This is a genomic window from Rhizobium sp. AN5, from assembly GCF_900215255.1.
Lineage (GTDB): Bacteria > Pseudomonadota > Alphaproteobacteria > Rhizobiales > Rhizobiaceae > Agrobacterium > Agrobacterium tumefaciens.
The window spans coordinates 1,602,186-1,622,484 of the sequence record NZ_OCMJ01000004.1 but is presented as its reverse complement, the minus strand read 5'-3'; the positions used below and the strand labels follow the sequence as shown (position 1 = coordinate 1,622,484).

The window sequence follows — 20,299 nt, the reverse complement described above, 5'->3', positions numbered from 1 at the left end:
ACGCCTGGCATAAGTTTTCTGACAATCAGGGTGGGCCGGATGAACCGGCCGAAATCAGGCCGCGCCGCGGACGCTGATACCCTGTTCTTGGAAGTGATTTTGAAGTTCACCGGACTGGAACATCTCTCTTACGATGTCACAGCCGCCGACGAATTCGCCCTTGACGTACAGCTGCGGGATGGTCGGCCAGTTGGAGTAGTCCTTGATGCCCTGACGGATATCGGCATCGGCGAGCACATTGACGCCCTTGTAGTCGACGCCAAGATAGTCGAGAATCTGTACGACTTGACCGGAAAAACCGCATTGCGGGAATTGCGGGGTGCCCTTCATGAAAAGAACGATGTCGTTGCTCTTCACTTCATTGTCGATCATATCGTGAATGCCGCTCATAGGCCTATTCCTTTCACATGCGGTTCAAGGCCGCTGCTTTGACTTTGTCCCTAAATAACATGTCGCGGCGCGATTTCCACCCGGGAAGCGTAAAAAATACGCTTCTGTGTAGTCGCAAATTGAGGGCCGAAACCTTGGCTACCAGGTGAGAAGCACGCTGAGGTGATGCATCATCGAAGCCGCTGTCTGCTGCGGGCCGCGGCGGTGCGTCTTTTGCTCACCTGTTTTTTGGCCGGCTTGGGTTTGACTGCGGCGTTGATTGCCGCTTCCAGCACGGAGCCGACGATGCCGCCTGCGAGGGACGTGTTGCTTTTTGTCCGGCGGCGGATGCGGCGGGTTTTGCGAAGGCCTGTCTTGGCCAGGACTTCGGACAGAGCGCCTTTGACGACGCCGTTTAGCAATTGATCGACGATCCCAGACAAAATTCCCTCGCCAACAAATAAATCATATTTCCGTCGCGTTTTTTACTATACGTGCATCGCCCACTGTATCAAGCGATCCTTTCGGGTGTCTCCAGCCCGAGGGTTTATGCATGCCGACCGTCAAGTCACGACTTGTTCTTTATTTCCCCGGCTTCGATCCGCTCGATGCGGCTGCGCATCATCTGCGCTATCAGCGGGCGGCAGCGCTTGCTGGCAAGACGTGGGATGTCAATTATGCCGTGGGCGCGCTGGAGAACTCGCCGGCTGGCGAAACATTCTCGGTGGAGGCCTCGGCGGGCGATTGGCGAACACGTTCCACCATCTTCGTCTACGACCACAATACGGTGATATCGCGCCTGCGGGATGCGCCACTCTGGCGGCAGATCGCACTAGGCTTTGCGGCTGCGGCCGGTATCGTCGCGGAAGGTGGGGCAGGGCGTTACCTCTGTCATGCCTGGCGTTTCGGCCTGTTCTTCATTTTCCCGTTCCTGCTGATGCTGGTGGGTGGTGCGCTTGCGGCGGGGATCGCGCTCTCGCCATGGCTGTTCGGTTTGCCGCTCTGGCTGCTGGCGATCAGTCTTCCCGCTGCGGCCTTGTTCTTCGTGAAGGCGTTTCTGCCTTTCGCCGAGCGGTTTCATACGTTGCATCTTTATGCCGACTGGCGCTTTGCGCTGGCCGTCGGGCGCGATGAGCCGATTGCCCGCAACTGGATCGAAGAGAAGGCAGCCCTGGTTCTCAACGCGCTGGAGCAGCCCACAGAGGAGGTTCTGGTCGTGTCGCATAGCATGGGCGCCAGCCTGGCGCTCGCCGTGATAGGCCGTGCGCTGGAACTGCGGCCAGATGCGCTGGATGGCCGGAAGCTTTCCTTTGCGACGCTCGGTGGCGCTGCGCTACAATGCGCGCTGCTGTCGAGTGCGGACAGGCTTCGCCAGAGCGTCGGCGTGATTGCGCGTCACCCTGAAGTGACATGGTTCGATATCCAATGCCTGACGGATCCGATCCACCTCTACCGCTGCAACACCGTGGCGCTGACGGGGCACAAGGATGCGCCGCAGCCGAAGATCGTGCCGATCCGTTTCAAGCACTCGCTTTCACCCGAACGCTACAAAAAGAATAAGCGCAACTTCCTGCGCATGCACCGGCAATATGTTCTGGGGCCGGATCGCAAGTCCGGTTACGATTTTACCCTGCTGACGGCTGGGCCGTTGCCGTCTGCCTCCTTTGCCGATCTGGAGTCGCAACAGCCACCTGTTTTGTGAGCGGCACGCGTCATTTTTTCGGAAAAGAAAAGGCCCGCGTGACAGTCTCACGCGGGCCTTTTTCAATTCGTAGCTTCAAGCGTTGCCGTGGCAAGGACAGTGAAACCGTCCTGCCGGAGACGCTTTTCCGGGCGCAGTCATTCGGGAGCCGAGGTCTGCAGGGCAAGGGCGTGCAGAACACCGCCCATATTGCCCTTCAGCGCGTCATAGACCATCTGGTGCTGCTGCACGCGGGTCTTGCCCTTGAAAGCATCCGCGACGACTTCCGCCGCGTAATGATCGCCATCACCGGCCAGATCGCGGATCGTGACCTTTGCCCCGGGAATTCCCGCCTTAATCATGTCTTCAATGTCGCCGGGTTTCATGGGCATGGTGTATCTCCTTAATTCATTCTGCGGCGATTAGAGTTTCGCCATCCATGAATTGAGGGAACCACGATTCATAGGCCAAGTGCAATTCTTTAATCTCGATAGCGCGTGCCGTGCCCAGCTTTACGCTTGAGCCGCCGGTGACACCGATCGCAGGGCAGGGAACGCCCGCTGCCTTCGCTGCCGCGCGCACTTCATCCAGATCGCTCCTCTTGACGGTCAGCACATAACGGCCCTGATCTTCGCCATAGAAGGTGAGGACGGGGTTATGGCCCTCGACCGCATCGATCGTCGCACCGATGCCGGAGGAAATTGCCATTTCGGCAACCGCGAGAGCCAGGCCGCCCGAGGAGCAATCGTGAACCGCTGTGGCAAGACCGTCTGCGATAAGGGCGCGGACGAAATCGCCATTTCTCTTTTCAGCTTCCAGATCGACATGCGGTGCCGGGCCATCGATGCGGCCATGCACGTCGCGCATGTAGACGGACTGGGCAATATGGGTGCCAAGACCGGCAGGCGCGCCCGCCAGCAGCACGACTTCGTCCGCGGCGGCAAAGCGGATGCGTGCCATACGGCCCCAGTCCTTCAGCAGGCCAACGCCGCCGATGGTGGGGGTGGGCAGGATCGCCTGACCGTTGGTCTCGTTGTAGAGCGAGACGTTGCCGGAAACGATCGGGAATTCCAGCACGCGGCAGGCCTCGCCGATGCCCTTGATGGCATGGACGAGCTGGCTCATGATCTCTGGCTTTTCCGGATTGCCGAAATTGAGGTTGTCGGTGGCCGCGAGCGGCAAAGCGCCGGTTGCGGTGATGTTGCGCCAGCATTCGGCCACGGCCTGCTTGCCGCCCTCGAAGGCGTCTGCCTCGACATAACGCGGCGTCACGTCGGAGGAGAAGGCGAGCGCCTTCTTGTCATGGCCTTCAACGCGGACCACGCCGGCATCGCCACCCGGCAGCTGCAGGGAATTGCCCTGGATCAGCGTGTCATACTGCTCGTAGACCCAGCGGCGCGATGAGTTGTTGGCCGAACCGACCAGCGACACCAGTGCATCGGCAATGTCTGCATCAGGAACGTCGTTCTCCGCAAGCGGAGCCTGAACCCTGGCGGGCGTCCACGGGCGGTCGTATTCCGGAGCCTGATCACCGAGATCCTTGATCGGCAGGTTGGCGACTTCCTCGCCATTGTGCAGCACGCGGAAACGCAGGTCGTCGGTGGTCTTGCCGACGATGGCGAAGTCCAGGCCCCATTTGACGAAGATCGCTTTGGCGACTTCTTCCTTGGAGGGCTCGAGAACCATGAGCATGCGCTCCTGGCTTTCCGATAGCATCATTTCGTAGGCCGTCATGCGCTCTTCGCGCACCGGTACGGCGTTAAGATCAAGTTCGATGCCGAGATCGCCCTTGGCGCCCATTTCGACGGCCGAGCAGGTGAGGCCGGCGGCACCCATGTCCTGAATGGCGATGACCGCGCCGGTCTTCATCAGCTCGAGGCAGGCTTCCAGCAGGCACTTTTCGGTGAAGGGGTCGCCGACCTGAACGGTCGGGCGCTTTTCTTCGATCGACTCATCAAATTCGGCAGAGGCCATGGTCGCGCCGCCGACGCCGTCGCGACCGGTCTTTGCACCGAGATACACCACCGGCAGGCCGACGCCCTTGGCTTCCGAAAGGAAGATCGCATCGGACTTGGCAAGTCCGGCGGCAAAGGCGTTGACGAGGATGTTGCCGTTGTAACGGGGATCGAATTCCACTTCGCCGCCGACGGTCGGCACGCCGAAGGAGTTGCCGTAACCGCCAACACCGGCGACGACGCCAGCCACGAGGTGGCGGGTCTTCGGATGGTCGGGTGCGCCGAAACGCAGCGCATTCATGGCCGCGATCGGGCGTGCGCCCATGGTGAAGACGTCGCGCAGGATGCCGCCGACGCCGGTTGCCGCACCCTGATAGGGCTCGATGTAGGACGGATGGTTGTGGCTTTCCATCTTGAAGACGACGCAGTCGCCATCATCGATATCCACCACGCCGGCATTTTCGCCGGGGCCTTGAATGACACGCGGGCCCGTGGTGGGCAGGGTCTTCAGCCATTTCTTGGAGGACTTGTAGGAGCAGTGCTCGTTCCACATGGCCGAGAAAATGCCAAGCTCGGTAAAGCTCGGCTCCCGTCCGATCAGGTCGAGGATACGCTGGTATTCGTCGGGCTTCAGCCCGTGGGATGCAACGAGTTCCGGGGTGATCTTGATGGAGTTTGGAATCGACATAGGTCTCACGCGGTTCGAGCCGAGGAAAGTTTCCGGTTCTTTAGCGCAAGAGGCCTCTCCGTGCGACAGGAAAATGCGCAGTTTTGCCAGCAAAACGCTGCTTTGTTGGGTTATTCAGAACTTGTAGCCGACCATAAGTCCGACACGCGTCAGCCCGTCATTGGGGCCGTCGCACAGATTGGCATGGGAGGCATGTTCGATCTGGGTCGAAATATTCCAGTTGCTGTTGAAGCGATATCCGATGGCGGCATATTCATGAAAAAGCACGCGGCAACCGAATTCCGCGCCAGTTTCGCCCGGACCATTTCTCAGCCTGCCGTCATGCCACAGGCCGCCAAAGCCGAGGTCGACGAAAATCTTCGGATTGAGGTCGAAGGTCCAGTTGATACCGCCGTAAATGGTATTTGCTTCGCCCTCGGTGCCGATTTCCGCACCCAGATGCAGACGCGGTCGGGCAAGCTTTTCGCCAAAGGTGGCGGCCGAGGCGCTCGCGAAAGGATCGAAATAGGCGGTGAAGGCCGGGAATACCCCATCTTCGCCGCCACCATTGCGATCGGCAAGCGAGGTTGTGACCCCGAAACGCAATTCATCGAACACCGTGCCGTCTGCGGCGGCGGCCGGCGTCATGTCACTCAACACACATGCTGCGAAAACCATCGCAAGAGCAACAAATGCCCTAGCGGATATGGAACCGAATGCTGCCATCGAATCATTCCCCGTTCCGAAGTAGGGAAAGGATGGCAGATTCGTCGGCGTGGTAAATAATGAGTTACTGAATTAGGGGGCGTGTTGCAGGAAAGACTCGTTCCCGCTCACGCCTCGCTTTCGTAACCGGCTGAACCGTTGTCGAGCAAATGCCGCAGGATACCCAGGGCATGCTTCAGTTCTTCCTGGTTTGAAGGCCCGGAAAGGCTGATGCGGACACGGTGGTAAACCTTCTCCGTGCGCCCGGCCTTGAACTCGTCCTCGTCGTCTATCAGCACACCTTCCTTCATGGCGGCGCTGCGGAAGGTTCCAGACAGCCACGGTTCAGGCAGCCTCAGCCACAGAAAGGCGATGTCCGGCAGGGAGTTGAATTCCAGACCCGCAAAAATGCGTCTGGCGAGGGCCTCGCGCTGGTTGATCTCGGCGATACAGTCCTTGCGGATGTCGTCTGCGTCGCCGCTGTTGACGAGGCGTGCATTCAGTTCGGCCAGCATGAACGGCAGTCCACCGGTTATCATCGAATGTGAAATGCGAATTCTCGAGGCGAATTGCGCCGGGCAGGCGACCCAGCCGCCCCTGACGCCGGCGGAAACGGATTTCGACAGGCCGCCGACAACGAAGGTAAGATCGGGCGCGAATTCCGCAATGAGTGGGATCGCATCCCGCGTCATGGCGCCATAAAGATTGTCCTCCACGATCCATACGCCGTATCTGCGGGCAATATCGGCGATCGCCCGCCGCCGCTCCTCGGGCAGGGTGGCGCAGGTCGGGTTCTGGCCCGCCGACATCAGGAAGATCATTTTTGGATGCTGCTGGGCGCAAACGCGCTCGAAATCATCGGGGATAATGCCTTTCTCATCCACTTCCACCAGTGTCACCCGCCGTCCGGCGAGGGCGGCGCTGCGGCTGATATGGGAATAGGTGAGGGGTTCGAAAACGATACGGTCGCCCGGCGCGGTCATTGCCGTTACCACGCTCATCACCGCAGCATGGGCGCCAAGCGTCGAAACGATGTTTTCCGGTTTCGGCGACCAGCCGTTCTGGGAAAGCCAGCGAACGCCCGCCATGCACCAGTTGTCGGGAAAGGAACGGGTGTAGTTGGAAATTTCGAACGGATGCTCTCTCGTTTCGGCCTCGACGTGTTTGCTGACCAGCGCGCTCTGCCCGACATCGGGAGCAGCCGTGGTGTTCAGGCGGAATTCGGCGCTCGTGTCCACGGCGTAGCGCGTGCCGCCGAATGCCGATGCCGTCGGTTCCACGCGTGATAACGGGGCGGCAGCCTTACGCTCGTTGACATAGGTGCCACGGCCGACTTCGCCGCTGACGAGGCCGCGTTCGTGGATGAGGGCATATGCCCGGCTGATTGTACCGATTGTAACGCCCAGATCGAAAGCAAGATTGCGCTGCGGCGGCAATTTCGATCCCGCCTGCAAGATGCCATCCGAAATTGCGCCTTCGATCTTGTCCGCGAGGCGAAGGTAGATGGGGCCGTTGCCCTCGGTGATATCGGGAAGCCAATTTGTCATGGTGACAATTTATGCATTGTATCTGTCCGCAAGTCAATTGTATTTATCGGATGCAGTCAATGAGATCAAACGCACGGAGACAATAGGTGCAATATGCGCAAGATGGATCAATACCTTTCGACAGCGGATACGCTTTATCCTGACGGCTACGAACGGGAACGCGTGTTCCGCGATACCGGCGACATGGTCGCCCCGTCGCCCTTTCCGGCCCGGATCGCTCACACGCTTATTGGCCGCCTGATTGCGGGATTGTCCAACTGGCATGGCAAACGTCAGGGACGGCTTGCCTTGCGGGAATTGTCCGACGATCTTCTGGACGATATCGGCGTTACGCGGGACGAGGCCTTGAAGGAGGCCACGAGATCGCAGCTGTTTTCATGGCCGTCGCGGCCGCTTTGATTTTCTGCCGGAGAGCGGCGCCATCTTTCCCCGGTGCCTGAACAGCCATTCGGCAGGCCCGCCACGCCAGTCCCAACCGGCGTCGGCGGGTCTTTTTAGTATTTGGTCGGCTTTTAGCGCAGTTTTGCCCGATCAGCAGCCCTTGCCGCCATTCGCCCAGCGTTTGACGTCGGTTGCGATGCGGCCGGAGATGGCTTCGTTCATAACGGGGCCGAAAGCGTCGAGCTTTGCCGGGTTGCCTTCTGCCTGAATGACCAGCATCGGGCGCGATTCCGGGCTGTTGCGCGGTACGAGCAGAATGCGCGGACGGCCCGAGAAGGAGTTGAGTTCGGGCGCCAGGCGATAGGCCTTGAACGCCGGATCGCCCGATTTGAACCAGCAGGCATTGGCGCCAAGCGCGATTCGCTCCATCGTCGGTAATGCCGCACGGGATGCGGAGGACGATGCCGGTTGCGGCTTGGGCTGGCACGCAGCAAGCGCTGCTGCGGCGAGAAGCAATCCAGCGGCCTTCGGGGCGTGGGAACGGAGCAGGCGGTTCATCGCGTCATCCAAGGTAAGGGCCAAAAACTGGAGCCATAAAGAGCATCATCGGGAAGAGGGCAGGCGGGTGGCCTGCCCGCTTGTCAGGCTGCGATAACGCCAAGCGCCGAGGCGAAGAGGCCACGGCCGTCATTGCCGCCATGGGCAGCTTCGATCAGGTTTTCCGGGTGCGGCATCATGCCGAGAACGTTGCCCTTGGCGTTGATGACGCCGGCAATGTCGTTCAGCGAGCCGTTCGGGTTGGTGCCATCAGCATAACGGAAAACGACCTGACCGTTGTATTCGACGGACTTAAGCTCATCCGTATCCAGGAAATAGTTGCCATCGTGGTGGGCGACGGGGCAGCGCAGAACCTGGCCCTTGTCATAGGCGCGGGTGAATTCGGTGTCGTTGTTGACGACTTCGAGTTTCACTTCGCGGCAGACGAATTTCAGCGAGGCGTTGCGCATCAGCGCGCCCGGCAGCATGCCCGCTTCGACCAAGATCTGGAAGCCGTTGCAGACGCCGAGAACCTTGACGCCCTGTTCAGCCTTTTCGCGGATGGCCTGCATGACCGGCATGCGTGCAGCAATCGCACCGCAACGCAGATAGTCGCCATAGGAAAAACCGCCCGGAATGACGATCAGGTCGACATCCGGGATAGTCGTCTCCGTCTGCCAGATGGTGACGGGCGCCTTGCCGGAGATTTTCGTGAGTGCCGCGATCATGTCGCGATCGCGGTTGAGGCCGGGAAGTTGGACGACAGCGGATTTCATGGTCGGCGGCTCCTGCGGCTTTAGAGAATGGCGATAGAGTAGTTTTCGATAACCGTATTGGCCAGGAGCTTTTCGCACATCGCCTTCAGGTCGGTCTCGGCCTTGGCCTTGTCTGCACCTTCCAGTTCCAGATCGAAGACCTTGCCCTGACGGACATGGCCGACGCCACCGAAACCGAGGCTGCCGAGTGCGCCTTCAATTGCCTTGCCCTGCGGATCGAGAACGCCGTTCTTCAGCGTAACAGTCACCCGTGCCTTGATCACCTGATCTTCTCCTGATTTTACCTTGCTAGGCCGATATTATTTCACGAGGCCGAAATTACTTTACCAGGACAGGGCCGGTGCCGCGGATCGGTTCGTTTTCATTGATGATGCCGAGACGGCGTGCCACTTCGGAATAGGCTTCCACGAGGCCGCCCATGTCGCGGCGGAACAGGTCCTTGTCCATTTTTTTCTGGGTCTCGATGTCCCACAGGCGGCAGCTATCGGGCGAAATCTCGTCGGCGAGGATGATGCGCATCATGTCGCCTTCGAACAGGCGGCCGCATTCGATCTTGAAGTCGACCAGCTGGATGCCGACGCCCAGGAACAGGCCGGACAGGAAGTCGTTGACACGGATCGCCAGTGCCATGATGTCGTCAAGCTCGGCAGGGTTGGCCCAGCCGAAGGCCGTGATGTGCTCTTCGGAGACCATCGGGTCTTCCAGCTCGTCGGACTTGTAGTAGAACTCGATGATGGAGCGCGGCAGAACCACGCCTTCATCGATGCCGAGGCGCTTCGACAGCGAGCCGGCGGCGACGTTGCGCACGACGATCTCGAGCGGGATCATCTCGACTTCCTTGATCAACTGCTCGCGCATGTTGAGGCGGCGGATGAAGTGTGTGGGAATGCCGATCTTGTTCAGATGCGTGAAGACATATTCACAAATCCGGTTGTTCAACACACCTTTGCCGTCGATGACTTCGTGTTTTTTCTTGTTGAAGGCAGTCGCATCGTCCTTGAAGAACTGGATAAGCGTGCCTGGCTCCGGACCTTCGTAGAGGATCTTGGCCTTGCCTTCGTAAATACGGCGGCGACGGTTCATAATGGCAGGTCTCTTGGTTCACGCCGATTCTGGTGGCGTTGCGTTTCTGTCTTTGAGCGGTCCCATAAAGGAAAAGAGTGCATTCTACAATGCGGCTCGCATATCTTCCCTTCAATTCTTGTGTCTGGCGGAAGAATGTTGGCCGGCCGAAAATCGACCGGCTTCAGCGGCTGGCCGCAATCGTCAGGGCTCGTTCACCTTGAGGCGGCTCAGGAACTGGGCAAATACCATGCCACCCTCGGGCCAGGGGCCATGGCCAGACTCGGCGTTGATATGGCCGGACATGCCTGCATCCACCAACATGGCACCCCAGGCGGCGGCAATATCGTCGGCATGTTCGTAGGAGCCGAAGGGATCGTTGCGACTGGCGATTGTGATCGCCGGAAACGGCAGGGGATCGCGCGGATAGGGACCGAAGGTCATCAGATGTTTCGGCCTGATATCGGGATTTGCGACATCCGGCGGCGCCACCAGAAGTGCGCCTGCAACCTTCTTGCCGATTTCCGGAAGGGCGTGGATGACGGTCGGCACGCCCAACGAATGGGCGACGATGACAATGGGCTTGGTCGAGGCGTTGACCTCTTCCACCAGCCGCGCGATCCAGTCTTCCTTCACCGGTTTTGACCATTCAGCCTGTTCGACGCGGCGCGCTGTCGAAAGCTTGCGCTCCCAGCGGGTCTGCCAGTGGTCAGGACCGGAATTGGTGTAACCCGGTACGATGAGAATATCTGCTTCTGAAACTTTCATGGGCCCATATCTGTGGTTTCATGCCGTCGCGATCAAGGTCGCGACGGCATTAACTTCGGGAGCCTCGCCTCAGGCGTTGCCGAAGACGCGGGCGAAGATCGTGTCGACATGCTTGGTGTGGTAACCAAGGTCGAATTTTTCGCGGATGACGCTTTCGGGAAGGGCTGCGCGCACTTCCTCGTCGCCCAGCAGTTCCTCAAGGAAATCTGCACCCTGTTCCCAGACCCTCATGGCATTGCGCTGTACCAGGCGGTAGGCGTCCTCGCGGGAAACGCCGGCCTGCGTCAGCGCCAGAAGAACGCGCTGCGAGTGCACGAGGCCGCGGAACTTGTTCATGTTCTTCAACATGTTGTCGGGATAGATCACCAGCTTTTCGATGACGCCGGCAAGGCGGTTCAGCGCAAAATCGAGGGTGACTGTGGTGTCGGGGCCGATGGCGCGCTCCACGGAGGAGTGGCTGATGTCACGCTCATGCCAGAGCGCCACGTTTTCAAGCGCGGGAACGACCGACATGCGCACGAGGCGGGCAAGGCCCGTGAGGTTTTCGGTGAGAACCGGGTTACGCTTGTGCGGCATGGCCGACGACCCCTTCTGGCCGGGAGAGAAGAACTCTTCCGCTTCCAGAACCTCGGTGCGCTGCATGTGGCGGATTTCGATGGCGACGTTTTCGATCGACGAGGCGATAACGCCGAGGATGGCGAAGAACATGGCGTGGCGATCACGCGGGATGACCTGCGTGGAGACTGGCTCGGGCACGAGGCCGAGCTTTGCGCAGACATGTTCCTCGACGCGCGGATCGATATTGGCGAAGGTGCCAACAGCACCGGAGATCGCGCCCGTGGCGATTTCGGCGCGCGCATTGACGAGACGCTCGCGGTTACGGTGCATCTCTGCGTAGAAGCGGGCGAAGGTCAGGCCCATCGTGGTCGGCTCGGCGTGGATGCCGTGGCTGCGGCCGATGCGTACCGTGTTCTTGTGTTCGAAAGCGCGGGTCTTGAGCGCCGCCAGCACGCGGTCCATATCGGCCAGCAGCAGATCGGCAGCGCGGACGAGCTGGATGTTGAGGGTTGTGTCCAGCACGTCGGACGAGGTCATGCCCTGGTGGATGAAACGGCTGTCGGGACCGACGAATTCGGCAAGATGGGTAAGGAAGGCGATGACGTCGTGTTTGGTGACGGCCTCGATCTCGTCGATACGGGCGACGTCGAAAGTCGCGCTGCCGCCTTTTTCCCAGATGGTCTGTGCTGCCGATTTCGGAATGACGCCGAGCTCGGCCAGCGCGTCACAGGCATGCGCCTCGATCTCGAACCAGATGCGGAATTTTGTTTCCGGCGACCAGATGGCGACCATTTCCGGCCGGGAGTAACGAGGGATCATGGCAATGACTTTCTTTGTGGAGGAATTTTGCTGCCCGTTTAGCAAAGTGTTCCGCGAATCTCAATCTATCAAGCCTGCGCATCGGCTCGATGCGTACATTCAAAATGCTAGAGCGTCCTTTGTACGTCCGAACGGACGCGTGGCGCTCTGTGCGCCCGGCGGCAAAGAATTGCGCCTGCCAGCGCAAGCGGAATGGCGGCAAACGGAAAATAGAGGCCGAGGCCGAGAATGGAGAACTGGTAGATCGCACCAAGCGAGGTGAAAAACTGCTGGAAAAACCAGATGCGGGAAAATGCCGGCGCGTGCCATTGCGCATAAAAGATGCGGTACTGGAGCGCGAAAAATGCCGCCGCGACCGCGATCGTGAAAAAAGCGATGGCAAGACAGCTTGCCGCAAAGCGCAGCGGCAGGCTTGTGGATGCGGGCAGGAAGCGCAAGGCAACCATGGCCAGCGGCCAGCCCAGGAGACCGCCGAAGAAGAACAGCACGGCGATATCGGCGGCATGGTCGGTTTCCAGCCGGTTGCGGAGATAGAGGCCGAGGGTAGCGGTGGCTGCCGAGATGGCGGCCCAGACAAGCGGAGCGAGGAGCGAAAACAGCGCTGCCGGGATTACGTTGCGGAAATTCCGCCTGTCGCTGTTCATCAAAGCCCCCACCCAAACGCCCTGCCGTCCCGTCTCCGGCGTATCCGGCTGCTGCGGCGGGTCAGGACCGGGCGGCTTCCGACACCGAGCGCAACAACGAAACCGTCTTGCGATAGTCTGCGACGCCATCGCCCTTGAAGACGGCCGAACCGGCCACCAGCGCGTTGGCACCGGCTGCGACGATTGCGCCGGCTGTCTCCGCCGTCACGCCGCCGTCCACTTCGAGTTCGATTGGCCGGTCGCCGATCATGGCCTTTGCCGCACGGATCTTGTCGAGCATGGCCGGAATGAATTTCTGTCCGCCGAAACCGGGATTGACGCTCATGATCAGCACGAGATCGACATCGTCAAGCACGTTTTCGATGACCGAAAGCGGCGTGGCGGGGTTGAGCGTTACGCCGGCCTTCCTGCCGAGCGTGCGGATGGTCTGGAGCGAGCGATGGAGATGCGGGCCGGCCTCCGCATGTACGGTAATGCCGTCGCAGCCGGCCTTGGCGAAGGCTTCGAGGTAGGGATCAACCGGGGCAATCATCAGGTGGCAGTCGAAAAAGGCATTGCTGTGCGGGCGGAGCGCCTTGATGACGTCAGGACCGAACGAGATGTTTGGCACGAAATGGCCGTCCATGACATCGAGGTGGATCCAGTCTGCGCCTGCTTCCGTCACATCGGCGACTTCCTGTCCCAGCTTGGCGAAATTGGACGCCAGAATGGACGGTGCTATCCGGATGGGCAGGGACATGGGGCAAACTCCTCTCGACGCGTTGCGTAAGCTGCCTTTAGCATCAAGTATCAGGGTTTGAAACGGTTTGTCGCGCGGTTGCCGCCGGTTTTCAGCCGCCGCTTACTGAATTTCCAGCGATGCCGGCTTCACCTATTGTCTTTCGGCCTTGTCCGCCGGTTCGAAACGCTGGCCGTTCCAGCGCTGCAGGCGATAGGGATTGTCTGCAAGCTCATGTGAAGGGTTGAAAGCGATATCGCCGAGCACGGTTTTGAAGACGGTGCCGTTCGCCAGTATCTCCGGTGCGGGTTTCCCTTGGGATTGGGCTGCTTCGGCAAGCGCCACAGTCAGTTCCGCAGCCGCATAGGAGGGCAGGACGTAACCTTCCGGCTCGATATTGGCGGCACGCAATTCGCCGGCGACGGCCTGTGCCGAAGGTAATGTGTCATAGGCCGGGCGCGTGACCGCTAGCACATTTGCCGCAAGTGGCACGGGGTTATTTGCCGCATTCATGGCGTCGCCGCTCATGATGGTGAGCGGAATGTTTTCCGAGCCGGCGTCTCTGGCGACAATCGCGACGTCGTTGCGTTCCGCGCCGATGAAGACATGGGTGATGCCGGTGCGCCCCAGCCGGCGTACAAGCGCCACCTGTTGCTCCTGTGCCGGGCGCAGCGTATCGGTGAGTGTCGGTTTCAGCCCGTTCTCCTCCAGCGTGGAACGGATGCGATCAACCAGATCGCGGCTGAAGATCGTGCCATCATCCACGAGCCCAATGGAATGTCCCTTCCAGTCGCGCAGGATGATTTCTGCGGCCCGGTCCGATTCGGCCTTGTCCGATGGCGCTAGGCGGAAAAGCGGCCAGCCATATTTCAGAGCGTCTTCCATCAGGATCGGAGCACGGCTGGAAAGCGTGATCGCTGGAATGGCGGCTGACTTCAGAGGCGGCAGAACGCCCTGAAGCGTTTCCGTGCACAAGAAGCCGATTGCCGCGCTGACCTTGGCGGCTACGAGACCATCGGCGATCGCGCCGCCGCTGCCGTCTTCGCAGCTTTCATGGATTTCGACGACATCTAGCCCGAGTTTGGCGGCCGCGGCCTTCGCGCCCTGCCTGACCTGCTGCCCCAGGAGTTCGTATGGGCCGTTCTGCGGGGCAACGATGCCGATCGACGCCGCGCATGCTGAGCCCGCAAGGGCAAAACCGGCGATGATCGTTAGCAGGCGAAGTGAAAGCATGACGTGCGCGAAATCCTGTTGTCCCGGTTTGATGTTTATCGGCAACAACTGGTTTTCCAAAGGAAAAATCGCTGACACCCATCATAATCACACATCATCGTTCACTGCACGGCGGTTTTGATCGCAACTCATCCAATTTGAAACAGTAGTCCGCAATGACGCGTTATGGTTGTATATATTCAATGTGATCGCGCGCGATTGTTTTTTGCCGAGATTCATTTTTTGAGGTCCGCAATTCACTCTGTAATTTCATGAGAGCGGAAGTACTGCGCGTTATGGTTTAGAGCATTTTTACTTTATAAAACTGTAACATGCAGTGCGTATAAGCACAGTTTTATAAAGGCGGGTTTGCGATTATGCCTTTTATAGTGCACCCCAATAAAATGCACATTTTATTTCCACTCATCTAATTTATTGATATCAAAAGGGAATATACATATTTCCCTGGGTTTTATTTGTGCTTTGCCATGTTTTTTTCGCATTTGCGAGAAGATCTGCTTGACGAAAAGTAAATGATTAGATTAGATATAGGTGTTTCAGGGGACGACTGAAATTGGCTGTAACAAGCCTCGGAAGTGTTCCGAACGTAAGCACTGCCAAACTATATTACATTCTATATTCTATTATTTTCATTACGTATAAACCGCTTCGGGCAACCGGGGCGGTTTTTTATCTAGTGCTAATTTAAGCAATTTTAAATTGCATTCGAAGAGCTTCCCGAAAAGATATTCTTCCAGTATTGGGTTTTACGAACGGAAATCGCGCAGGAGCGTCGCGTTTGTCGCAGTCGAGGCCTGTTTTTGGTGTGGCTCAAGGCGCCGTTGAAGGCCGCGAAAAGCCCACGCCGGTCAGCGCTGACGCCGATTCCGTCCGTTATGCGGCTTTATTTCGCCAGAGCAGCCAGCGCGTCTTTTGCAAAGGCAGAGATAGGTTCGGGAAGGTTATCGGGGTCGAACCAGCCGATATCGGAAAGCTTGTCCGGTTCTGTCAGTACCGGCTCACCCTGCGTGTCGCGGGTGACGAAGATCAGCGAGACCCAATGGTGCCGGTCTGCGACATTGATATATTCGCTATGACAGAGAAATTCGACCTTGCCGATTGTCAGCCCGGTCTCTTCTTCAGCCTCTCGCCGTGCTGCGGCGAGGGATGATTCCAGGTGATCGACTTTGCCGCCCGGAATATTCCAGTATCCGGCTTCCGGCGCTTTCAAGCGCCGGCATAAAAGCAGGCGGCCATCACGCAATATGGCAAGCCCAACGCCGACGCCCGGAAAATCTTGTCCTGGCTTGATCGTCGGCGTCATGCGTATTGTTTCCTGCGTCAGGCCGTTGGGGGTCAGCCCTTGGCGTTGGCCACGATCAGCATGAATGCGGGAATGTCATCGCCGAAACCAACAGGCGTCGGGCCATCGTCATGGTCACGATAATGGCGGCGACGGTCGCGGTTGTCGTCATTGGCGTGCAGCGGGTTCAGGTTGCGGCTGTTGCGCTCGGAATTGCGCGGGGTCTTTTCCGGTCTGCGTTCTGCCTTCACCTTGTCTTCTCCGTGAGCCGCGATGTCCGTATCCACAGTGGTGGATTGTGCACCCTGATTGATGTTTTCGACCGGCGATGCAGGTGCATCGCGACGGTTTCTGTCGCGACCTCTGCCGCCACGTTCCTTGGTGCCCCGGCGGCCGGTATTGCTTTCAAAGCTTTCCATGGGCGCGGGGAGGGAGGACAGGTCACCGTTCAGCCATTCGACCTTCTCGGTGATCAGCTTTTCGATCGCGTCGAGATATTTCGCATCGCTCTTGGTGACGAGGGTGAAGGCCTTGCCCGAACGGCCAGCACGACCGGTACGGCCAATGCGGTGGACATAGTCTTCGGCATGAATGGGAACGTCGAAGTTGAAGACGTGGCTGACATCGGGAATATCAAGACCGCGGGCTGCAACGTCGGAAGCGACCAGCAGCGTCAGCTGACCGTCCCGGAAGTTCTGCAGCATGGTCGTGCGCGAACGCTGGTCCATGTCGCCATGCAGCGCGCCGACGGAAAAGCCGTGACGATCCAGCGAACGGAAGAGGTCGGCAACGTCCTTTTTACGATTGCAGAAAATGATCGCGTTCTTGAGTTCGGCTTCTTCAGCACGGACGAGATCGCGCAGGACAGCGCGCTTCTCATAGTCCTTGTTGTGCGAAGCGACGATGCGCTGGGTAACGGTCTTTGCCGTGGAGGAGGGCTTGGCAACCTCGATACGAGTCGGGTTCTGCAGGAACCTGTCGGCAAGCTTCTGGATTTCCGGCGGCATGGTGGCCGAGAAGAACAGGGTTTGCCGGGTAAAGGGAATCATCTTGGCGATGCGTTCGATATCGGGAATGAAGCCCATATCCAGCATGCGGTCGGCTTCATCGATCACGAGGATTTCGACGCCGGTCATCAGGAGCTTGCCGCGCTCGCAATGGTCGAGAAGGCGGCCGGGCGTGCAGATGAGAACATCGGCGCCGCGCTCAAGCTTGCGGTCCTGATCTTCAAACGAAACGCCACCAATCAGAAGGGCGACGTTCAGCTTGTGATTCTTGCCGTATTTCTCGAAGTTTTCGGCTACCTGTGCCGCTAGTTCGCGGGTCGGCTCAAGGATCAGCGTGCGCGGCATTCTGGCGCGTGCGCGGCCTTTTTCCAGCAGTGTGAGCATCGGCAGAACGAAGGATGCGGTTTTCCCCGTGCCGGTCTGTGCGATACCGCAGATATCACGCTTTTCGAGAGCGGGCGGAATTGCGCCAGCCTGAATGGGTGTCGGCGTCGTGTAGCCGGCATCTGCAATAGCGGAAAGAACTTTTTGGCTCAGGCCAAGATCAGAGAATGTTGTCAAAGGAAGAACTTTTTCCGTTCTGGTTCGGTAAGAATACCTGCGTGCCGCTGCGACACTTGCAAAGACTTGGCGCGGGGATATGCCCAAATTGCCAGAAAGTCAAGGAAACAACCGGAAATGCGCGCGAAACGGCGACACGTTGGCGAGGCTTTTGGGCCTTCGGCGCGGTTTCGGGCGATTTATCGTAAAAAGGGCGAAAAAAGAGTTAAAATCGGACTGCTATTTGAGATAGGTTTTAAGCTCGGCCCCGGCGACCAGAAACCGCATCGGATCAACAGGCGTGTCGTTGCGGCGGACCTCGTAATGTACGTGCGGACCGGTGGAGCGGCCGGTGCTGCCAGCACGGCCAACGATGTCGCCGGCCTCCACCTTGTCGCCGGCTCTGACCAAAATGGTGGAGAGATGGCCGAATCGCGTCGATACGCCCTGGCCGTGATCGATCTCGACCATATTGCCGTAGCCGCCGGAGTTTTCCGCAACCGTTACCTTTCCAGCGCCCGTCGCCTTGACGTCGGCGCCTGTTTCGGCGCGAAAATCGATGCCGGTATGTAAGGCGGGCCGTCCAAGGAACGGGTCGAGCCGGTTTCCGAATCGGCTGGTGATCGCCCTGCCGGGGGCCGGATTGCCAAAGGGCAGGGCGGTTGCGGTTTCCTTGACGATATCCAGCCGGTTGAGCGCGTTGTCTAGATTGGTCAGAGACATATTGAAGGGATCGGTTTCATTCACCTGCGGATCCGCATAGGGGCCGCCGACACCGTCCGTGCCACTTTCGTCGATTTTCAGACCCGCCTGCCGGATGATATCCTGCATCGCGCTCGCCTTGTCCTCGGCGTCGCTGGTCAGTCTGGCTATCCGTGATATCTGCTGGCGTTCGATATCCTTCAGCGACAGCGTGACCTTGGAAAACACGCGGTCGGCGCGGTCGGAAGGCGTTTCGCCGTTGTCGGGCACATAGGACGCCCGCTTGTCGGTTCCGGCTGCCTTTTCCGGCTGCGATGGGCGGGGGGCCATCAGATTTTCTATGGCGGAGAGACCACCTGTCAGATCGGCGCGTTTTTCCGGTGCCATCGCGTTCGAGAGCGAGGAGGGCGCGGTTGGAATGGGGGCTGTGGCCGTGGAGGCGGCGATGCCGGAATTTTCCGCGCGCTCCAGCAATTCGCTCATGCGCCCGTGTCTGGACGTGAGTGCCGCCTGCTGTTGCAGCAGCTTTTCGACTTTCTTTTCAACCACCTGCTGGTCGAGCAATTGCCTTGAGGTAACGCGATCCACCTGCGCCCTCAGCGCGGCGATACGGTCTTCGTAATCGTGCTGCATGCGGGTCTGGCGCGCCATGGTCGCGCCGATCAGGTCGTCACGCAGGATGAGATAGCCGGTGGCGCCGAGATAACCGAGCGAGAAAAGGCCGATCGTGCAGCCGGCAAGCGCCGTCATCCACGGCCGGATCGTCATGTGCCGGACCTTGTCACCGCTTGCCAGCACCAGAACGTGCTGCTGCCGCTTTTTGCCGAATACCCGGTTTTCCGCTGTATCAGTCAAAATCTCTCTCCGGACTGGCCGATTTCTCACAGGAAATCATACTTCGTTAAGGTTAACGAAGTTTTGCACCATGCGCCGGACTGCGGGCGTCAGCTGCTGTTGCTGACGGCGGTGAGGGAGCGGTAAAAGGATGGCGTCAATCCCGCTTCGGCGCGGGCGAGGTCGTTGAAGGGCGGTTTCAGCGGTCCGCGGAAATTGGCACGCACCAGTTGCCTGAAGGTTGCGGCCGGGTCCTTCTTTTCGCGGGCGCACAGGAATCGAAACCATTTGGCGCCGATGGCGACATGGCCCTTTTCGTCATTGTAGATGACATCGAGAACGGCGGCACTTTCAAGGTCTCCGGTTTCGCGCATCTTCGCCTGCAGGGAGGGCGTCACGTCCAGTCCGCGCGCCTCGAGGATGAGCGGCACGACTGCGAGCCGCGCGGTGAGGTCGTTGCGGGTTGAATGCGCCGCCTGCCAGAGCCCGTCATGGGCGGGCAGATCGCCGTAATCCGCGCCGAGGTCTCGCAGCCTTTCCCGCACCAGCCGGAAATGTTTCGCCTCCTCGAAGGCAACCTGCATCCAGCCGTCGAAAAAGGAATGCGGCACCGGCTCGCTGGCATAACGGGCGACGATGTCGAGCGCGAGGTCAACGGCGTTCAGCTCGATATGGGCTATGGCGTGCAGCAGCGCTATGCGGCCCTTGACGCTGTGGAGGGAGCGGCGCTCGACGGCGGTCGGCGGAACGAGTTCCGGTTTCTCCGGCCTGCCCGGACGTTCGGGCAGGGGCGGATCGAGGGGGGAGCGCAGCGACAGGCGGCGCTCGAACCATCGTGTCGCCGTTTCCTGCGTCAGTGCGGTTTTTCTGTCGAGATCGGCGCAGGCAATCGCCTCGGTGGCGCCGCCGCGCAGCGAGATGATCTTGAGGGTGGGCGTCACGACAGGGGCGTCTCTCAGAGCTTCCCTGCGGCGTCGAGAACGGCCTGTGCGTGGCCTGGAACCTTCACCTTGTTCCAGATTTCCGCGATCGTACCATCAGGTGCTACGAGGACGGTGGTGCGTTCGACACCCATGTATTTTTTGCCATACATGCTTTTTTCCTTCCAGACGCCGTAGGCCTCGAGAGCCTTCCGTTCCTCGTCGGCGGCCAGCATCACGGAAAGCTTGTGTTTTGCAGCAAACTTGTCGTGGCTTTTGACGTTGTCGGGAGAAATGCCGATGACAACAGTATTGGCGGCCTCGAATTCCGCGCCAAGGGCACTGAAATCTATCGCTTCGGCGGTGCAGCCGGATGTGTCGTCCTTCGGGTAGAAATAGAGAACGACCGCCTTGCCTCGCAGGCCGGACAATGTCACCGTTCCTTCACCGTTGCGGGGCAAAGTAAAATCCGGAGCAGGGCTGCCAATCGTCAGTTCTGTCATAATCATCTTTCTTTCGCCGGGATGTTGAGTGAAAGTCGCCACATTCGATATATAGCGAAACCGGGCGTCGTCCAGTGTTGAGGCGAAACAA

The 20,299-nt window shown here is 59.2% G+C and carries 22 protein-coding genes; 2 read left to right on the top strand and 20 right to left on the bottom strand.

Going from position 1 to position 20,299, the window contains the following annotated elements; genetic code table 11:
• Positions 1–54 precede the first annotated feature (54 nt).
• Together grxD and CRP02_RS20545 are read right to left on the bottom strand one after the other, a co-directional pair.
• Positions 55–390 (bottom strand): Grx4 family monothiol glutaredoxin, encoded by a 336-nt coding sequence (gene grxD, locus CRP02_RS20550; protein WP_097172147.1) that lies wholly within the window; start codon positions 388–390, stop codon positions 55–57.
• Positions 391–560: 170 nt separating this feature from the next.
• Entirely contained in the window at positions 561–812 is a 252-nt protein-coding gene (locus tag CRP02_RS20545) for a hypothetical protein (RefSeq protein ID WP_097102950.1), read from the bottom strand.
• Between the two features lie 110 nt (positions 813–922).
• Between CRP02_RS20545 and CRP02_RS20540 the strand changes: the two genes are divergently transcribed.
• Positions 923–2,071: a hypothetical protein gene (locus CRP02_RS20540; protein WP_097172146.1), complete on the top strand. Its 1,149-nt coding sequence runs from the start codon at positions 923–925 to the stop codon at positions 2,069–2,071.
• A gap of 137 nt (positions 2,072–2,208) precedes the next feature.
• On the opposite strand, the gene CRP02_RS20535 is transcribed toward CRP02_RS20540, so the two are convergent.
• The 4 genes from CRP02_RS20535 to CRP02_RS20520 form a co-directional block, all read right to left on the bottom strand.
• Positions 2,209–2,442, bottom strand: a complete 234-nt coding sequence (locus tag CRP02_RS20535) for a BolA family protein (protein ID WP_003516012.1) — start codon at positions 2,440–2,442, stop codon at positions 2,209–2,211.
• Between the two features lie 16 nt (positions 2,443–2,458).
• Positions 2,459–4,693, bottom strand: a complete 2,235-nt coding sequence (gene purL, locus CRP02_RS20530) for a phosphoribosylformylglycinamidine synthase subunit PurL (protein ID WP_097172145.1) — start codon at positions 4,691–4,693, stop codon at positions 2,459–2,461.
• 114 nt (positions 4,694–4,807) lie between these two features.
• Positions 4,808–5,398 carry an acyloxyacyl hydrolase gene (locus tag CRP02_RS20525; RefSeq protein ID WP_097172144.1) on the bottom strand — a complete coding sequence of 197 codons (591 nt, stop codon included), beginning with the start codon at positions 5,396–5,398 and terminating at the stop codon, positions 4,808–4,810.
• Between the two features lie 107 nt (positions 5,399–5,505).
• Entirely contained in the window at positions 5,506–6,924 is a 1,419-nt protein-coding gene (locus CRP02_RS20520; RefSeq protein ID WP_097172143.1) for a PLP-dependent aminotransferase family protein, read from the bottom strand.
• A 93-nt stretch (positions 6,925–7,017) separates the two neighbouring features.
• Between CRP02_RS20520 and CRP02_RS20515 the strand changes: the two genes are divergently transcribed.
• Entirely contained in the window at positions 7,018–7,323 is a 306-nt protein-coding gene (locus tag CRP02_RS20515; RefSeq protein ID WP_097102945.1) for a DUF1127 domain-containing protein, read from the top strand.
• Between the two features lie 132 nt (positions 7,324–7,455).
• Here CRP02_RS20515 and CRP02_RS20510 read toward each other — a convergent pair whose 3' ends face one another.
• The 14 genes from CRP02_RS20510 to CRP02_RS20445 form a co-directional block, all read right to left on the bottom strand.
• Positions 7,456–7,863 (bottom strand): hypothetical protein, encoded by a 408-nt coding sequence (locus CRP02_RS20510; RefSeq protein WP_003516006.1) that lies wholly within the window; start codon positions 7,861–7,863, stop codon positions 7,456–7,458.
• A gap of 83 nt (positions 7,864–7,946) precedes the next feature.
• Positions 7,947–8,618: a phosphoribosylformylglycinamidine synthase subunit PurQ gene (gene purQ, locus CRP02_RS20505; RefSeq protein WP_097172142.1), complete on the bottom strand. Its 672-nt coding sequence runs from the start codon at positions 8,616–8,618 to the stop codon at positions 7,947–7,949.
• A 20-nt stretch (positions 8,619–8,638) separates the two neighbouring features.
• Positions 8,639–8,881 carry a phosphoribosylformylglycinamidine synthase subunit PurS gene (gene purS, locus CRP02_RS20500; RefSeq protein ID WP_003495372.1) on the bottom strand — a complete coding sequence of 81 codons (243 nt, stop codon included), beginning with the start codon at positions 8,879–8,881 and terminating at the stop codon, positions 8,639–8,641.
• A gap of 55 nt (positions 8,882–8,936) precedes the next feature.
• A complete protein-coding gene (gene purC, locus CRP02_RS20495; RefSeq protein WP_003516002.1) occupies positions 8,937–9,701 on the bottom strand; it encodes a phosphoribosylaminoimidazolesuccinocarboxamide synthase in 765 nt (254 codons plus the stop codon).
• A 183-nt stretch (positions 9,702–9,884) separates the two neighbouring features.
• On the bottom strand, positions 9,885–10,448 hold the full coding sequence (locus CRP02_RS20490) for an alpha/beta hydrolase (RefSeq protein ID WP_097172141.1): 564 nt from the start codon (positions 10,446–10,448) through the stop codon (positions 9,885–9,887).
• Between the two features lie 69 nt (positions 10,449–10,517).
• On the bottom strand, positions 10,518–11,825 hold the full coding sequence (gene purB / locus CRP02_RS20485) for an adenylosuccinate lyase (protein WP_025593893.1): 1,308 nt from the start codon (positions 11,823–11,825) through the stop codon (positions 10,518–10,520).
• 107 nt (positions 11,826–11,932) lie between these two features.
• On the bottom strand, positions 11,933–12,469 hold the full coding sequence (locus CRP02_RS20480; protein WP_097172140.1) for a hypothetical protein: 537 nt from the start codon (positions 12,467–12,469) through the stop codon (positions 11,933–11,935).
• A 61-nt stretch (positions 12,470–12,530) separates the two neighbouring features.
• Positions 12,531–13,208 carry a ribulose-phosphate 3-epimerase gene (gene rpe, locus CRP02_RS20475; RefSeq protein ID WP_003515995.1) on the bottom strand — a complete coding sequence of 226 codons (678 nt, stop codon included), beginning with the start codon at positions 13,206–13,208 and terminating at the stop codon, positions 12,531–12,533.
• 132 nt (positions 13,209–13,340) lie between these two features.
• Positions 13,341–14,420: a branched-chain amino acid ABC transporter substrate-binding protein gene (locus CRP02_RS20470; RefSeq protein ID WP_097172867.1), complete on the bottom strand. Its 1,080-nt coding sequence runs from the start codon at positions 14,418–14,420 to the stop codon at positions 13,341–13,343.
• A gap of 883 nt (positions 14,421–15,303) precedes the next feature.
• Positions 15,304–15,723: an NUDIX domain-containing protein gene (locus CRP02_RS20465; protein WP_097102940.1), complete on the bottom strand. Its 420-nt coding sequence runs from the start codon at positions 15,721–15,723 to the stop codon at positions 15,304–15,306.
• Between the two features lie 32 nt (positions 15,724–15,755).
• Positions 15,756–17,270, bottom strand: coding sequence for a DEAD/DEAH box helicase (locus CRP02_RS20460; RefSeq protein WP_019567097.1), 1,515 nt, complete (start codon positions 17,268–17,270; stop codon positions 15,756–15,758).
• A 219-nt stretch (positions 17,271–17,489) separates the two neighbouring features.
• The gene (locus tag CRP02_RS20455; RefSeq protein WP_097172139.1) at positions 17,490–18,806 is read right to left on the bottom strand and encodes a M23 family metallopeptidase; all 1,317 of its coding nucleotides are present in this window, start codon (positions 18,804–18,806) and stop codon (positions 17,490–17,492) included.
• 89 nt (positions 18,807–18,895) lie between these two features.
• The gene (locus tag CRP02_RS20450) at positions 18,896–19,726 is read right to left on the bottom strand and encodes a ferritin-like domain-containing protein (protein WP_097172138.1); all 831 of its coding nucleotides are present in this window, start codon (positions 19,724–19,726) and stop codon (positions 18,896–18,898) included.
• Positions 19,727–19,740: 14 nt separating this feature from the next.
• Positions 19,741–20,208 carry a peroxiredoxin gene (locus tag CRP02_RS20445; RefSeq protein WP_097172866.1) on the bottom strand — a complete coding sequence of 156 codons (468 nt, stop codon included), beginning with the start codon at positions 20,206–20,208 and terminating at the stop codon, positions 19,741–19,743.
• Positions 20,209–20,299 lie beyond the last annotated feature (91 nt).